Source organism: Serratia sp. CY52157, assembly GCF_052168495.1.
Lineage (GTDB): Bacteria > Pseudomonadota > Gammaproteobacteria > Enterobacterales > Enterobacteriaceae > Serratia > Serratia ureilytica.
In genome coordinates, this window is record NZ_JBJNMO010000001.1 from 1,250,222 (window position 1) to 1,266,895 (window position 16,674).

Consider the following 16,674-nt stretch of genomic DNA (forward strand, 5'->3'; position numbering starts at 1 on the left):
ATACCTCAAAAGCTATTATCAACTGGCGAGTGCAGCCTGATGCCAGAGAAAAAGTTTGTTATCGCAGCATATCCCTGCCCGGTTATCCCCCCGCCTCGGGTCGAGTACGCGCAGCCAACGGCCTGTTTCAGCTACGTATGAAAATACCCTCCCCATTCTTGTTCAATCGTTTCTGGCATCAGCCGTTGTAATCCGGCCCCCGGGGTGAAAGTCAGCTCGCCAAAATAAATGCGATCCTGCACCTGATAAAAATCGACGCGTACGTACGAGAATTGTTCCGCCACCTGGCGCGCCAGCCGCAGCATCTCCTTTAGCCCGCTGGGGCGCGACATCGGCACGTCGCTGTTCGGCACGCCCATGCGGATCTCGGTGCGGTTCCAGTCCGCATCAAAGAAATCGCGGCGATGATCGATAAAGCGCTGATAATCGATCTGAATAAAGAAGCGCACCTCACCGTCAAGATTAAAACAGTGGATCTTGATGTCGTTCGGTATTTGCCCTTCGTCGATCAGCATTCTTTCCACCATGATGCAAGGTGGAATATCTTTATAATGCCGCTCGCGATAAACCTGATAAAAACTTTGCCGCAGCCAACTGTTGGTCAACACCCGCAGTTCGTTATAACCGGTTTGGCTTTTATCAAATACCAGCTTGTTATATCCGCTGCCATGGTTGGCTTTAATCACAAACGACTCGGGCAGCTGCTGATACATCTCTTCCGTAAATTCGTTGCCGTGCGCGTAAAGATCGATCAAATACTCTTTACCCCATAGCTGTTCGATATACTCTCTCACCCGATATTTATCAGATAGCTGCGTATATATCGCCAGTGGATAAACTTTCCTACGCATCAGTTTTTCGCTGTACCCCACCGGATGGGCCAGATGCGGCACCTTGCGGAAAAACATTGCGTATTTTAACTGATGATATATTGCATCGGGCATACGTCGGTATAACCCTTTCACCAGATTATTTAACATATATTTCTCGTACCTTCCCTATTAATTGCGGAAAACACCGATAGCAAGTCACCTGCAAACGCGTAATTTTTCCTCCTCTGAAAAAGCTGTTGAGCACAAAGAATGAAATAAACTCCGTGATCAACGTCGATATCGCCGCGCCCATGATCCCGTAGCGCGGGATCAGGATGAAATTCATCACCACGTTGGCCAACGCCGCCAGCGGCATTTTGATGGCGATGAATCGATAGCCGCTGAACAGCACGATGGCGCGGTAAGACACCGTTCCCATCACCGAGAACAGCGACGTCACCGAGCACAGCGCCAAAATGGTCGCCGTTTGCCGGTAACTTTCGCCGAACATCAGCGCGACTATCTGCTGCGGAAACAGCGACAGCACCGCTATCACTGGCATCGAAAGCACCAGCACCATCAGATACAGCTGGCGAATGCGCGCCTCTTGTTCCTGCTCCGAACCGGCATTCGCCACGCCTGGCATCATCGACATGATCAGCGCGATGGGCACAAATACCCACCCCTGGCTCAGCGTGATGGCGGCGCTGTAAAGCCCGACGCTGTGTTCTCCCAAATAGTTGCCCAGCATGATCTGATCGATGCGCGTATAAATGACGATCGACAGGCTGGAGATCGCCAGCGGCAAGCCGACGCTGAACAGGTAGCGGCCGTAGCGCCGTTTGTGTCTGCCGCTGATCGCCGGCATCTGCGCCTGCTCGCGACGGAACAGCACCCAGCGCACCGCATAAGGCAGCAGGCTGCTCAGCACATAGGGCAGCGCAAACCACACCAGCGGCAATTGCGCGTACACCAGGCCGAGCCGCATCACGATCGACAGCAACAGCGCAACGTTGTTGATCAACGTGTTCAACTTCGACTTCAGCAGCGCGTCGTAATAGATTTTGTAGACGTCCTGCACGGAGAAATACGCGCTGATCAACATCAGCAGCATCATGATTTGGTTGGTGCGATCCTGCGTCAACAGCGTCCAGGCCATCAGCGGCAGCGCGATCAGCGCAAACAGCTGGCGGCGGATGCGCATCGAAGCCAGCATCAGCCGCATGCCGCTCCGGCGCCGTTTGGCGACGCGGTTGAACAGCACTGCGTCCGCCCCCAGCTGCACCAGCGGCACGGCGATGGCGATCACCGACAGAAAGTAGTTAATCAAACCGTATTGCGCCGGCCCGAGATAGCGCGCGACGTACACCGAAACGAAAATCCCCGACAGACTCAGCGATACCCGCTCCAGCATTAACCACAAAGAGTTCATCAGCATCGCTTTCATGCGCTTACGGCACCTTTTCTTCCTGATGGCTCGGATAGGCGAAGGCGTAGTAACCCGCATCGGCGGCGGATTTTTTCACCATGCCGTTGAGGATCACGCCTTTGATCGCCACGCCATTCTGTTCGAAACGGCGCATGCTGGTTTCGATCTGCTTGACGGTGTTCACTTCAAAACGCACCACCAGCAGCGAGGTGCCGGCGTGATGACCGACGATCGCCGCATCCGTCACCGCCAGAATCGGCGGCGTATCGATCAGCACCAGATCGTAGTGTTGCCCGGCCCAGCGCAGGAAGTCGGCAAAGCGGCGATGCATCAGCAGTTCGGACGGATTCGGCGGCACCTGGCCGCGCGGCACGAAGTCCAGGTTGGCGATGGCGGTTTTTCGCACCGCCTGTTCCGCCATCACGTCGCCCACCAGCATGTCGGACAAACCGCGATGTCCATCCTCGGCCAGCCAGCGATGCAGAAAGCCTTTGCGCATATCCGCGTCGATCAGCAACACCCGCTGCCCGGCCTGCGCCACTACCACCGCCAGGTTGGTACTGGTGAAGCTCTTGCCGCTTTCCGGGCTGGCGCCGGAGACCATCAGAATATTGTTTTTGGCTTCCAGCATGGCGAAATGCAGGCTGGTGCGCAGGCTGCGGATTGCCTCCACCGACAGATCCGTCGGCTCGGCCACCGCCAGGATCGGCAGGCGCCGGCCGCCGGATTTGGGCAACAGATGACGCTGCTCGCGGTTGCGCTTCACCTGCCACGGCGACAGCGGCACGGTGGCGTAGACGTTAATGCCCCGCTTCTCCAGCGTATCGATATCATTGATGCCGCGGTGGAAGGCCGCGCGCAACAGCACCACCGCGGCGGCGCCCCCGGCGCCCAGCAGCAGCGCCAACAGCACGATCAGCATCTTTTGCGGCTGGATCGGCCGAATGGCGGTTTCCGCTTCATCGATGATGCGCACGTTGCCTACCGTGCCGGCCTTGCTGATGCTCAGCTCCTGCTGCTTGTTCATCAGCTGCATGTAAACCTGCTGATCCACCTGCACGTCTCGGGTGAGACGCAGGATCTCCTGCTGCATTTTCGGCAGCGTCTGCACCTGTTTGCCCAGCCGCGCCTTTTCCGCTTCCAGCGTGGCGCGCTTTTCCAGCAGCGCCCGGTAAGCCGGGTGCGCGCGGGTATAGAGCTTGGAGATCTCCGCTTCCTTGAAGGTCAGTTCATTGAGCTGCGCTTCGAGCTGCACCTGCGTGTCCAACACCGATTTGGCTTCCAGCGACAGATCCACCGAGTCGTTTTGCTGACGGAACTGATTGAGCTGGGTTTCGGCGTTGTTGAGCGAGGTTTGCGTTTGCGGCAGTTGCTCTTGCAGGAACGCCAGCATTCGCTGCGCCTCTTCCGTTTTGCGATCCACGTTCTGCTGCAGGTAGTTGTCGGTGATGTTCTTCAGCACCGCCTCGGCGCGCTGCGGATCTTCGCTCGGCAGCGTAAAGGTCATGATGCCGCTGTCTTTACCGCCCGGCACTACGTCAAGATTTTTGCGCAGATCGTCCACCGCTTTCTGGCGCGCGACTTTGACCACCGTGAAGCTGGCGCCCGGCGCCGCGTCCAGCGCCGAGACGGCCATGTTCCATCCGCCCTGCGCCACCGGCTGCCCGACCGCGCCGCTGAACAGTTTGGCGCCGTCATGGCTCAGCTCGTAATGCTGCCCATCGCGCACCGTCAGCGTCAGCGCTTCGCCCTCCATTTCCGGCGGCGTCGTCAACGTGGCGATATCCAGCACCGGCGCCTTTTCGCCGCTCAGTCGGGCAAAACCTTTACCGAATACCGGGAAATAGTCCGGCTCGACGCGCACCGTCAGGCCAAGGGCATCCACCGTTTTGCCGAGCACGTAGCGCGACTTGGCCAGCGTCACTTCATCCTGCGTCGCCGAATTCTGCCCCATCGAGCTGTCCAGCGTTTCGCGCAGCAGCGAGTCGCCGGACAGCTGTTTCTCCACCTGCACCACCGCCGTGGCCTGATACACCGGGGTCGCCAACAGGGCATAGGCGACGCCCAGCGCGCCGGCCACGCCGGTTACGACGGCGATCCGCCAGCGGTTATCCCAAAGCGGCCCTACCAGACGCTCCCACTCCAGCTTTTCATCTTGTTCGGCCACCATCACGGACAGCGCATTGTTCTTCATCTTCTGTTCCTTATTCATCCTGCGGATTTACCAGTTGCGCACGCGCAAGGTAGCCTCGCTGAGATCGTTAAAGCTGCTGATGGTCGGCACCAGCTGGCTGATCAAACGGTTCCAGCGCGCGACCGGCGCCGCAGTGACGTACACGACGTCGTAAGGTTGCAGCTGAAATTCAGCGCCCATCGCCAGCGCGCTGGCGTCGGAAAGATCGAACTGATACAGCGTCGCCAGCCGCTGCGGCGTTTTGCCGCCGCTCGGCCGGATCACGAATACCCCGGTCGCATCCGCGACCGTCTGGCTGATCCCTTCGGAAGAGCCGAGGGCCTCGGTCAACGTCATGCCGCTGCGATCCATCTTCAGCGTCGCTTGCTTGCCCACTTCGCCCATCACGAATACTTTCAGTTCGTCATTGCGCGGGACGTAAAGGATGTCACCCGGCTGCAGCAACGCGTTCTGACTGATGTCACCGCGCTGCATCAGCGCCTGCAGCGAGATGGCCCGATCCTTGCCCTGATGGGTCAGCACCACGTTGCGCCAGTCGGCGTTCTCCGTCAGGCCGCCGGCGGCGTTGATCGCATCCAGGATGGTCAGCGGCACGTTGGTGATCGCCTGCTGGCCGGAGGTTTTCACCTCACCGGTCACATAAGCCTTCTGCGAACGGAAAGCGGCGATGCTGACATCCACCTGCGGGCTTTCCACATACTGCGCCAGACGGCCGGCGATCAGGCTGCGCACTTCGGTGACGGTTTTGCCCACCACCGCCACTCGCCCGATATAGGGATAAAAAATCGTGCCATCGGCATGGACCCAGTTACCGGTGTCGCTGGCGCTGCGGTACTGCCCGGCCGGCGTAGTCAGCTCAGGGTGATCCCAGACGGTGACGTTCAACACGTCGCCGACGCCGATACGGTATTGATAGTTCTGCAGCCGCTGATCCAGCGCCGGGTTCGGCCGGGCGACCGGTTCTACGCGCCGCATTTTCTGCAGCAACATCGGCGACATGCGGTAGACCTGCACCTGGTTATTCAAATCAAAACCGTCGTCTTGCTGCACGACGACGGCTTTTCCGCTGGTAGGTAAATGTGAGCCGGGAATCACCGTACACCCGCTCAACAGCGCGGAGGTAAAGGCCAACGGCATCAAAAGAGGCAAATGAAAATTCATGGAAGTACCGTGATAAACGGGCTGCCGCCGCAGCCCGTGAGGGGATTAACGGCCGACGGTCGGATTATCGCTGAACACCGTCGCCTGACGCGGCTCGCGCAACAGGGCGAAATAGCCGCAAAAACAGAGCAGAAACGCCACCAGCATCAAACTCTCTTGCAGTTTCAGCACTTCGCTGCAGATGCCGATGCAGGCCAGCGTCACCGCCAGCATGGTGCTCATCGCCAGCGCCTGGCGCGCATTCAGTCCGCGACGCATCAGAATATGGTGCAAATGATCGCGCCCCGCTTTGAATGGGCTTTGGCGGCGCAGCAGGCGGCGCACCATCACCGTCACCATGTCCATCAGAGGAATGGCGATCAGCCACAGCGCGGTCACCGGGCGCATCACCGCCTGCGGTCCCTGGGTCGCCAGCAACACCAGCCACAGCACGCTGAAGCCGATCACCATGCTGCCGGCGTCCCCCATAAAGATCTTGCTGCGGGCACCGAACAGACTCAGGTTGAACAGCAGATAAGCCGCCAGAGCGGCGATCAGGCCCAGACACCACAGCGCCAGGTCTTCCCGGCCGCCCAGCCCGAACACGATGGCCAGCGCGACGAAGGTGACGCAGGACAAAGCGCCCAACTGTCCGTCGATGCCATCCACCATGTTGTAGGCATTGATCGCTCCCCATACCGCCAGCGGCGTGAGCAGCAACGCGCCATAGCCGAGCATCACTTCCTGATGCCCCCAGACATAACCCAGCGAGGAGAGTTGCATCCCTGCCGCCAGCATCATCGCCAGCGCGATCCCTCCCTGCACCATGACGCGCGGCGCCACGGGCAGATCAAAGCGGTCATCCAGCACGCCCAACACCACCAGCGCCGTTATGCACAGCAGGTAGATCGTGCTTTCGGGCAGCCAGGCGGGTTGCCACAGCGTCATCAGCATCAGCGTCAGGTACACGGCGATGCCGCCGACCAGCGGAATGTGCCCCAGATGTTGCTTGCGCGCATTGGGCTTATCCACTAACCCCACCACCAAGGCGGCGCGGCGGGCAATAAGCACCCACGCCACCGCCAGCACAAATATCACGCTCAGTTGATATAACATCGTTCCTCCAGCGAATAAGCACGCTACCGCCCTTGAGTTACAGCTCCCAATGCGCTATTAACAAAAACAAAATTGATCCGGCCAGGATATAAGTCAGCATGCGCTAATCCTGAAAATGCAGATTTATCCGCTTGTCAGCGAAAATATCGAAATAACGTCAGCGTGCGATTAAGTTATCTATCAGAAAACTCATGTTTAATGGTTCTTTCGATTGCCGAATCAAGTTCGACCGGCGCCACGAAATTATTCTGCACATTGCTTTTAAATTGCGTTCTGGCACAGAATTTCTGCACTCTGACGCGACTAATTGGAAATTTCTTGCGACTTATTTTACTCACGACATCCAATGCGGTTGCGCCGCATATTCCCAAGGCGTAAGGAATGCGAATCGTCTTATTTTCTCTGCCCAATGAAGAGGAAATAACGTCGACCAGCTGATTCATCGTAAAGTCCGGTTTATCGACATAGTTGCTGACCTGATAACTGGACTGCTGATCCAACGCATGCTCCAGCCGTGCAGCAATATTCTCGACGTAAGCCATCGACTTCATATTATTGCCGCTGCCAATCATCACGAAACGGCCGCTGGCGATCTGGCGGAACAGGTTATACACGTTGCCGCGGTTGCCTTCGCCGAACACCACCGTCGGACGGATGATGGTCAATTTATTTGCGGCGTCTGCCTTGCGCCAGGCCTCATAAACATATTCCGCCTCGAGCTTGGACTTGCCGTAATGGTTGAAAGGTTCGAAACGCCCTTCTTCGCCGGTTTCCTGCTTGACGAACCCGTAAACGGCGACCGAGGAGGTGAAAATGATTTGGCGGATATTCAATGCAGAGGCGGTCATGCAGACATGACGTGCGCCTTCGACATTGACCTGATAATAGAGCGAAATGGGATCGACATTGTCCTGATGCTCCGCCGCCAGATTAATGATGGCGTCACAGCCCGCCAGCGGTTCTTGCAAAGTCTGAGGTTGAGTCACATCGCCATACTGATAAAGGGATGGAAAATGTGCACTGGGTTGCTTATCGACGATGACCAATGTCAGATCATCGCGCTTACTGAGACGTTTCGCCAGGCGTGTTCCGATAAAACCGGAACCCCCGATAATAGCTACTTTACGCTTATCCATAATTTGTCACTCAGCAGGTTCTCATTATTCCCGTCACCCGATTGGGACAGGCGCTAATACGCGTTAGGTAATGAGTTCCAGACTGGACAAATCGAACCTGGCTTTCAAATAACAAATAATGAAATAAAAGATTTCATCAAATGTAAAATTATCGCTATAGATAAAACCTCATTCAGCGCTAATTTTTAACATCGTAAGCAACTTGATATTGCAAGGTTTTATTCGGCAATATGAGATTAATCCGACCTTTACCGGTGGAGGAAGAGGTCTCATATTTTACCGGCAATTTCAGCTGGCCTTGTTTAGGATCGACACATTCGATGGTGGCCTGATCCATGTTCTCTCCCTGGTACAGACAGAACAGCGTTTGCGGGCTGTTGGTATGGGGATTATTCAGCGTCAGCGTCAACACCACGCGCGTGTTGTTCTGAATATCATTGATTACCGGCGGACGGGTTTGGTTGCCCAGGACATATGAAAAATGTGAAATAACCAGTAACGAGGCGAACACCGTCAGGTATTTCACCACGCGACTGGCAGGCACGCTGAAAAAGCGGCGCACGGACAGCGACTTCTTTTCATGCGCCGGATCTTGAGAGGAATCCATCGCCGCAACAGGCGCAGAAACGAGGGTCGATTTACGTGGCTTAACTATTTTCTCGTCGTTGGCTACAGGCGATTCATTTTCACTTTCAGAAAGTTCCGCTTGAATATCAACGTCAATATCATCGTTACCGTTTAATATATCATCATCGGCGTAGTCTTCATCTTCAGATATAAAGTGAAAAGCCGCTTGATTTTCCACCTTGTAACCCAAGCGCGGAATGGTTCTGATAAGCGTGTGTTCCGAATCGCTAATTTTCTGACGAATGGATTTAATTGTTTGATTTATCGTTGAATCTGAACAATAGGTTCCTTTCCAGATATTTTCTATAATTTCCGTTCGGGTAACCAGCTCGGGGGATCTGGCGACAAGCAGCGAAAGAATTTGATACTCCTTCCAACGCAGACGGAATTTCTCCCCGGCAGGAGTCAGAACATCGAGATTCCTAATCTTTATTCTTTTATCAAGATTCACTTTTAATTTCCTTAGCGTGCCTGTCCTGCACACTTTGTATAGAAATATCAAAAAATGTTCAAGAAATTAAATGTAAACTCAACAGGTTGCATTCATCGGATATTGGCTTTTATAAAAATTTTCTGATTTCATTTTTTACATTAAGCCTGATTCAGGATGTTCCGTTTATCCAAACGACTCTATTTCCCTGTTGGTAACATGGATTTCTTTCCTGGCTACCGTAAAATTCAAACTAGCACCTCTTTGATTTAGAAAGAAAAAACTAACAGCGTTGCTTGATTGTTAATCGAATGAAATTGTGAAATTTCATTCTGCGCCCTGAATTCATTCTGTTTTTCCACCTAATCTGAACGTCAGATAGACTACAAAAAGACGGAAAAAACAGAATGAGAGTTATCTGATTTAACTCCGGCGTTCATTCCATCCAACGGGCTCAGCATCTAAGACAAAACCCTATTGCTGATTTTATAATACGCACATCAATTAGGTATTCTCCTAAGCAATTTCATTTAAACGCAGGAAAAAGCATTAATTGTTTAATAGTAAGAACACGCTCAACAAAACGAAAAAACCGCGTGAATAATATAAACCTTTTGTGAGAAAGGATTCATACATTGAGAGATATAACTATAAAAAAAGAAAAAAACGGCAAGCGGGGGTGAGAATTTTACCTAAAGGCAGAAAATTTCACTGAGGAGGAGAAGAGAGAAGTTTCGGTATGAACGAAATATCCCTCCCCTGTCGGGAGGGATAGAGAAAGTCGTTTGACACTCAGGCTTTTTTCTTGCGGCCATACACCGCCCAGGTGATCACGACGCACAAAATGTAAAACACCAGGAACACTTTCATCGCGCCCGCGGGTGAACCGGTCAGCGACAGTGAGGTGCCAAAGGCCTGCGGAATGAAGAAGCCGCCGGCGGCGCCAATCGCCGAGATAAAGCCCAATGCGGCGGCGGAATCGGTTACCGCCTCACGCTGCGCGCTTTCATCGCTGCCGCCGGCCGCTTTAACGCGATCGACGGTGATTTTGCGGAAAATAACGGCGATCATTTGGAAAGTCGATCCGCTGCCCAGCCCCGCAGTGAGGAACAGCACCATAAAGATGCCGTAGAAGGCGATGAACGACCCGCCCTCGCCCGCACTCGGCAAGGTCAGGAACAACAGCGCGGCAAAAACGGCCATGACCACAAAGTTGATCAACGTCACCCGCACACCGCCGAAACGGTCAGACAACGCGCCGCCGACCGGCCGCGCCAGCGCCCCCAGGAACGGCCCGAAAAACGCGTAATGCAAGATCACTACGTCGGGGAACTGCGTCTTCGACAGCATGGCGAAGCCGGCGGAGAAACCGATGAAAGAGCCAAAGGTCGCGAGATACAGCAGGCTCAGCATCCACAGATGCCCGCGCTTGAGCACCGGCAGTTGCTGACGCAGCGATGCCTTGGCCGCCGCCAGATCGTTCATGCCGAACCAGGCCGCCAACGTGCCGACCAGCAGGAACGGCACCCAGATCCAGGCGGCGTTTTCCAGCCACAGCTGGCCCCCCTCCACCTGGTTTTGCGCCGTGCCGCCAAACAGGCCGAACAGGCTGAAGGAAATCGCCAGCGGCGCGACCAGCTGCATGACGCTGACGCCCAGATTGCCCAACCCGCCGTTGAGCCCCAACGCCCCGCCCTGACGCGCTTTCGGGAAGAAGAAGCTGATGTTGGCCATGCTGGAAGCAAAGTTGGCGCCGGCGAAACCGCACAGCAGGGAAATAATGACGAACACGCTGTACGGCGTACTGCTGTCCTGCACCGCAAACCCGAGCCACAGGCAGGGCACCAGCAGGAAGCAGGTGCTGATGGCGGTCCAGCGACGGCCGCCAAACAGCGGGATCACGAAGGAATACGGTACGCGCAAAATGGCGCCCGAGACCGACGGCAGCGCCGTCAGGAGAAACAGCTGGTCGGTGGTAAAATTGAAGCCGACCTTGTTCAGGTTGACCGCGACGGCGCTGAACAGCATCCAGACGCAGAAGGCCAGCAGCAGACAGGGAATGGAAATCCACAGGTTGCGGGTGGCGATGCGCTGGCCACGCTGCTGCCAAAAAGCGCTGTCTTCAGGGCGCCAGTCCTGAATCAGCGCACCGGTTTTCTTTGATGAAGGCGTTGCAAGTTGCGACATAAAAACCTCAGACACGGGGGATCATTCCGCACACCCTAGGGGGCGGCCCCGGCGGCAAAGTTGATGTATATCAACCCGCATGCAAGTAGTTGGCGGCGGAAATGGCGCCTTCATCCCCTTAGGGGTACGCCCTAACCAAAAATTAAATTCATTTAAATCAATAAACTAATCACTATCACTTTCGTTTTCTTGCCGTCTCGACGCGCCCCTGGAAACTAATGGGTACTTCATTCGAGGTATGGGGTTATGCGCAGGGATAATCAAAAATACGGCTGAATCGTGACTTGTTTAGCCCCATCGCCGCCTTCGCCCCTGAGCTTCAGCGGCGCCAAACGCCAGGAATCCGCACTTATGAAACGCCTGTTGGCCCCGCTTTCGATCGTGAATCAGGTCGCCCTGCTGATGTTGCTGTCGGGCATGCTGGGCGTGGCCGGCATGGGGATTTCCGCCTGGATGTCGCAAAGCATTCAGGGCAACGCGCACGCCATCAACAAGGCCGGCTCGCTGCGCATGCAAAGCTACCGGCTGCTGGCGCAGGTGCCGCTGGATGAACGGCACGAAGCGCTGATCCGGGAACTGGAGCGCGACGAAAACAGCCCCGACCTGCAGCGTTCGGTGGAGCAGGAAGGGTTGACGCAGCCTTTCAACGCCCTGCGCGACTATTGGCAACAGACGCTGCAACCTCGCCTGCGCAGCGCGCAGCAGCCGGCCGACGCCGCGCCCCAGGTCGCGCACTTCGTGCGGTTGTTGGACAAGCTGGTGTCGGATATCGACAGGCAAACCGAACGCCGCCTGCTGATGGTGACGCTGGTGCAGGCCGGCTTTATTGCGCTGACGCTGCTGCTGTTGATCGGCACCACCTGCTACCTGCGGCGCCGGTTGCTGCATCCCTGGCGGCAACTGGTGGAGATGGCCCTGGCGGTAGGCCGCGGTGATTTTAGCCGCCGCTTTGCGCAGCGCGGCCATCAGGATGAAATGGCGTCGCTCGGCGGCGCGTTGAACACCATGTCCGACGAGCTGTCGGCCACCTACAGCGGGCTGGAGCAGCGCGTGGCCGAGAAGACCGCCGACCTGCAGCAGAAAAATCAGGTGCTGAGCTTCCTCTATCGCGCCAGCCGCCAGCTGCACGCCAGCGAGCCGCTGTGCAGTCGCCTGACGCCGCTGCTCAACCAATTGCAAACCCTGACGCCGCTGCGCGCCATTCAGGTGCGGCTGTATGAAAACGACAGCCGGGAACCGCTGCTGCAGCTGAGCGGCAACCAACCGCTAAGGCCGGAGCATTGCCATAACCCGGTGTGCAGCGCCTGCCTGAACGACAGCGACCGCCAGTATCCCAACAATCCGTCGCTGAGCTGGAGCCTGAGCGACAAGCTGGGCGATTACGGCGTGATCGTGGCGCAACATGCGCCGCAGCAACCGCTGAACGATGAACATCGCCAACTGATCAATACCCTGGTGGAACAGCTGACCAGCGTGCTGGCCATCGAACGTCAGGTCGACCACCAGCAGCAGTTGATGCTGATGGAGGAGCGGGCGGCGATCGCCCGCGAGCTGCACGACTCCATCGCCCAATCGCTCTCCTGCCTGAAAATGCAGATCGCCTGTCTGCAGATGCAGGGGGAAACGCTCTCTGCCGCCAGCCAGGCGCTGGTGCAACAGATGCGTGAAGAGCTGAACGGCGCCTATCGCCAACTGCGCGAACTGCTGACCACCTTCCGTCTGCAGTTGACCGAACCGGGTCTGCTGGCGGCGCTGCAATCGACGGTCGCGGAGTTCAACCCCAAACTGGGCCTGACCATCAGCCTCGATTATCAGCTGGGGCCGCGCACGGTGCCGGCCTATCAGGCCATACACCTGCTGCAGATCGCCCGCGAGGCGCTCAGCAACATCCTTAAGCATGCCGCCGCCAGCGAGGTAAGCATTCAGGTCATCAATAAACGCGGCGAAGTGACCCTGAGCGTATGCGACAACGGACGCGGCCTGCCGGCCGAGACCTCTCGCCCCGACCATTACGGCTTGATCATCATGCGCGATCGCGCCAAGAGCCTGCACGGCCGCTGCGACATTTTACCGCGCAGCGGCGGCGGCACCGAGGTGCGGGTCAGCTTCACGCCGGATAACCACGCCATCGACTAACGGAGACACCATGACGACAGAAACCGCCGCCACCATCTTACTGATCGACGACCACCCCATGCTGCGCAACGGCGTAAAACAGCTGATCGGCATGGACGCTCGCCTGCAGGTCATCGCCGAGGCCAGCAACGGTGAACAAGGGGTCGCGCTGGCGGAGCAGCACGATCCGGATCTGATCCTGCTCGACCTGAACATGCCCGGCATCAACGGGCTGGAAACGCTGGATCGCCTGCGCCAGACCGACCTGTCGGGGCGCATCGTGGTATTCAGCGTATCCAACCATGAAGACGACGTCGTCAGCGCGCTCAAGCGGGGCGCCGATGGCTATCTGCTGAAAGACATGGAGCCGGAGGATCTGCTGAAGGCGCTGCATCAGGCGGCGGCCGGGCAGATGGTGCTCAGCGAAACGCTGACGCCGATCCTCGCCGCCAGCCTGCGGGAAAACCGCCCAAGCGCCGAGCGCGATATTCAGCAACTGACGCCGCGCGAACGGGATATCCTGAAGCTGATCGCCCAGGGGCTGCCGAACAAGCTGATCGCCCGCCGCCTCACCATCACGGAAAGCACCGTCAAGGTACACGTCAAACACCTGCTGAAAAAGATGAAGCTGAAATCCCGCGTCGAGGCCGCCGTGTGGGTGTTGCAGGGTAAAAACGGTTAATCGTCGCCGTACAGCGGCCCGGTTTGCGCCGGGATCGGCGGCGGCGTCAGGGTTTGGATCGGCGGCTGATCCGCTTCATCACCGGCGGTCGCCGTCAGCGGCGGCGCCACTTTCAGTTCTATCCAGTTAGACGTCACGCGCTGCTGTTTGTCGTCCTCCAGCGTGACCGACAGCCGATAGCTGTTGGCGGCGCCCGGGGCGTCATCCCACGGCGGCACGATCGCCGTCCAGCCCTGCGGGTCGTTGGCATTGTGCGGCGGCGTCAGGCTCAGCGCCTGCGTATCCCCCTGCCAGCTGACGTGAGAAATCCCGTGCAACGCCTTGATTTCCAGCACCAGCGGCACCGTTTCCCCCGCCTGCAGGCTCCACGGCGGCGTGGCCAGGAACACCTGCAGCGTCTTGCGCTGGCGGAACGCCAGCACCGGCACGTTTTTACGTTCGACAGGATCGTAGCGGCTGCCGCGTAGCGACTTGGCCTGCGCCACATACTCCGGCGAAATCTGCTTGACCAGCGGCACCCCGAGCCGGTAGCTCAGCGCCAATTCCACCTGATCCTGGCTCTGCCCGCCCGCACCAATCTTATGCAACGCCTTCATCGTCACCAGCGGCACCGGGGTATAGTTGAGCCCCAGCTGCATCGCGCGCGGATCGTTCTGTTTCTTGCCGCTGCCGAACAGATCGACATTCTCGCCCAGGTACTGTTCATAGCTGAGCGAACCGCCGATTTGGCGATAGAACGGCAAATAGCCCTGCGTCGTGATGTCGTAACCGCGCGCCGGACGGCTGAAAAATACCCCATCGCCGGGCTGTTGCGACAGCGCCGACAGCGGATAGTAATAGTTGGTGGAGAAACGCAGGTAGTCCCCCCAGGCTTCCGCCCCCACGCTGCCGCGATTGCGCTGCCGGGCGAAATCGCTGTCGAGCGCCGTGTTGTAACCCAGCAGCCAGTCACCGGCGATCCAGCGTTGCCCCAGCGCGACATTGCCGAGCGCCCCGGTGCTTTGCTGCAGCCAGCCGATTTGGCTGTAGGTCAACAACCCGTCGACGTCGTACAACGGGCTGAAGAGCTGGCCGTTGCTGCCGGTAAAATCGCCCTCGCCATTCATCTTCAGCGACAACCGGGCGGTTCCCAACGGAGACAGCAATTCTTGCGCCTGTTGCTGCAGCGCGCCGGTCGCCTGGCCCAGCAAATAGTCTTCAGCGCGGCTGCGCATCTGCTGACGTGAAACGTTGTTCAGATCTTTTTCGCCGAGCTGTTTGGCCATCTCGGCCCACTGCTTCTCGCGCGCGGCGTCGTCGGGCGCACCGCCCAGTTCGGGCAAGTTCGCCGCCGGATCTGCGCCGGCCAGTTCGGAAGAGATAACGCTGTCCGGCGCCGGTGGGGATTCGGCGCACGCGGGCGCCGCGCCGGCCAGCCACACCAGCGGCCCGGCCAGCCACGCCGTCTGGCGTCGACGCCAGAATCGTTTTTTAGTCTTGATGAGTACTGCCTGAATAACGTCTTTCATGACACCGTTGGCTTCCCTCCTTCCTGGAGCACGCCAACCCACTGCTTTGCCGCCGCCATTCCCGCGACAGCGCTGAAAAACCTCACGCCCCCCAGCCCGGCGGGGGCGCCTATGTCCTCATAGCCTAACGGCTTGACGAGCAGAAACAATAGGATAAACCCCAATCGCTCCCCAGTGACGTCGTCACTTGTACCCTTTACCGATCCATTTCGGCCGCCAGGTGAATTCACCGCATTTTAGCGCCGATTTTGCCGATAAAAAGCACAGTACCCCGCGGCTGCGCGCCACCGCGCAGGGCATTGTACACCCCTGCAATACGCAGCGTGGCGATGCGAACGCCTGCGCATTCCTCACAACCGACCGCGTTTTCCCCTGATGAAATAAGCATTTTGCCGTTATTTTAGCCGTCTGTTCTACGACTGGCGGAGTCCGGATGTTGCTTTCTTTACTGTGGCACACGCTGTTTTTCACCGCGCTGCTGTCGGCGGGCCTGATCGCCTTCGCGCTCATCACGTGGCTGGAACGCGTGGAGGGCGTCAACGGTCGCCCACAGAGGTTGCGCCTTCAGGGGCCGCTGCTGACGGCACTGGGGCTGGCGTTGGCGACGCTGCCCCTGAGCCTGGCTGCAGCGCCTCGATGGGGGTTGGTGCCGGCCGCGGCGCTCCTGATCGCCCTGGCCTGGCTGGACTGGCGCCATCGGTGGCTGCCGGATCGACTGACTCAGCCGCTGCTGTGGGGCGGGCTGCTGTGCAACCTTGACGCTCGCTGGGCGCCGCTGGAAGACGCCGTGCTGGGTGCCGTCGCCGGTTACGGCGCGTTATGGCTGCTCAATGCGCTCTACCGGCTGACGCAGCGGCGTGACGGCATCGGCCAAGGCGATTTCAAACTGCTGGCGGCGCTGGGTGCCTGGCTTGGCTGGACGATGTTGCCGCTGCTGGTCTTTCTGGCGGCGGCGTTCGGATTGGGCGTCGCGTTGGCGCGTGGCCTGCACAACCGCCGAGCCTGGCGAACGCCGCAACCTTTCGGTATCGGGTTAGCGGCGGCCGGCTGGCTATGCCTGCTGACCGGTCCCGGCTCACCTGGCCCGCAGTGGAATTTCATTTATTTCACAGCATCAGCCCCACATGAAATCGAGGCAGAACGCGGTTCTGCGCATTTCGCACCGTTTTTACCCAGCCTCGCCGACGGCCATTTTTCCGCTGCCGGCAAGGGATGATAACCCGGTGAAATTTTGCCTATTTCACCAAAACTCACTGTGTCCCTTTAGGCCCCGGTGTTATGTTCCCCAGCTGGATCAC

The 16,674-nt window shown here is 57.8% G+C and carries 12 protein-coding genes; 3 read left to right on the forward strand and 9 right to left on the reverse strand.

The window, feature by feature from the left end; genetic code table 11:
- Positions 1 to 131 precede the first annotated feature (131 nt).
- From ACJ8IP_RS06000 to ACJ8IP_RS06035, 8 genes are all read right to left on the reverse strand, one after another.
- Entirely contained in the window at positions 132 to 980 is an 849-nt protein-coding gene (locus tag ACJ8IP_RS06000) for an ATP-grasp fold amidoligase family protein (RefSeq protein WP_033643436.1), read from the reverse strand.
- On the reverse strand, positions 970 to 2,259 hold the full coding sequence (locus ACJ8IP_RS06005) for a flippase (protein ID WP_198793141.1): 1,290 nt from the start codon (positions 2,257 to 2,259) through the stop codon (positions 970 to 972). The genes ACJ8IP_RS06000 and ACJ8IP_RS06005 overlap by 11 nt, the downstream gene beginning before the upstream one ends.
- 4 nt (positions 2,260 to 2,263) lie before the next feature.
- On the reverse strand, positions 2,264 to 4,435 hold the full coding sequence (locus tag ACJ8IP_RS06010) for a polysaccharide biosynthesis tyrosine autokinase (protein ID WP_033643439.1): 2,172 nt from the start codon (positions 4,433 to 4,435) through the stop codon (positions 2,264 to 2,266).
- A 27-nt stretch (positions 4,436 to 4,462) separates the two neighbouring features.
- Positions 4,463 to 5,596: a polysaccharide export protein gene (locus ACJ8IP_RS06015; protein WP_033650895.1), complete on the reverse strand. Its 1,134-nt coding sequence runs from the start codon at positions 5,594 to 5,596 to the stop codon at positions 4,463 to 4,465.
- Between the two features lie 45 nt (positions 5,597 to 5,641).
- Complete coding sequence (gene wecA, locus ACJ8IP_RS06020) at positions 5,642 to 6,691, reverse strand: UDP-N-acetylglucosamine--undecaprenyl-phosphate N-acetylglucosaminephosphotransferase (RefSeq protein WP_033643441.1); 1,050 nt, start codon at positions 6,689 to 6,691, stop codon at positions 5,642 to 5,644.
- 173 nt (positions 6,692 to 6,864) lie between these two features.
- Complete coding sequence (locus ACJ8IP_RS06025) at positions 6,865 to 7,827, reverse strand: NAD-dependent epimerase/dehydratase family protein (protein WP_033643442.1); 963 nt, start codon at positions 7,825 to 7,827, stop codon at positions 6,865 to 6,867.
- A 178-nt stretch (positions 7,828 to 8,005) separates the two neighbouring features.
- Positions 8,006 to 8,905: a transcriptional regulator gene (locus ACJ8IP_RS06030; protein ID WP_033650894.1), complete on the reverse strand. Its 900-nt coding sequence runs from the start codon at positions 8,903 to 8,905 to the stop codon at positions 8,006 to 8,008.
- A 771-nt stretch (positions 8,906 to 9,676) separates the two neighbouring features.
- The gene (locus ACJ8IP_RS06035) at positions 9,677 to 11,071 is read right to left on the reverse strand and encodes a NarK family nitrate/nitrite MFS transporter (protein WP_198793140.1); all 1,395 of its coding nucleotides are present in this window, start codon (positions 11,069 to 11,071) and stop codon (positions 9,677 to 9,679) included.
- A 351-nt stretch (positions 11,072 to 11,422) separates the two neighbouring features.
- On the opposite strand from ACJ8IP_RS06035, the gene narX reads away from it, so the two are divergent.
- Together narX and narL are read left to right on the forward strand one after the other, a co-directional pair.
- Positions 11,423 to 13,207: a nitrate/nitrite two-component system sensor histidine kinase NarX gene (narX, locus tag ACJ8IP_RS06040; protein ID WP_033643445.1), complete on the forward strand. Its 1,785-nt coding sequence runs from the start codon at positions 11,423 to 11,425 to the stop codon at positions 13,205 to 13,207.
- A 10-nt stretch (positions 13,208 to 13,217) separates the two neighbouring features.
- Positions 13,218 to 13,868 carry a two-component system response regulator NarL gene (gene narL, locus ACJ8IP_RS06045; RefSeq protein WP_033643446.1) on the forward strand — a complete coding sequence of 217 codons (651 nt, stop codon included), beginning with the start codon at positions 13,218 to 13,220 and terminating at the stop codon, positions 13,866 to 13,868.
- Here the strand turns inward: narL and ACJ8IP_RS06050 are convergent.
- Positions 13,865 to 15,376: a YchO/YchP family invasin gene (locus ACJ8IP_RS06050; protein WP_198793139.1), complete on the reverse strand. Its 1,512-nt coding sequence runs from the start codon at positions 15,374 to 15,376 to the stop codon at positions 13,865 to 13,867. The genes narL and ACJ8IP_RS06050 overlap by 4 nt on opposite strands.
- Before the next feature lie 433 nt (positions 15,377 to 15,809).
- Between ACJ8IP_RS06050 and ACJ8IP_RS06055 the strand changes: the two genes are divergently transcribed.
- On the forward strand, positions 15,810 to 16,592 hold the full coding sequence (locus ACJ8IP_RS06055; RefSeq protein WP_080280850.1) for a prepilin peptidase: 783 nt from the start codon (positions 15,810 to 15,812) through the stop codon (positions 16,590 to 16,592).
- Positions 16,593 to 16,674: the final 82 nt, after the last annotated feature.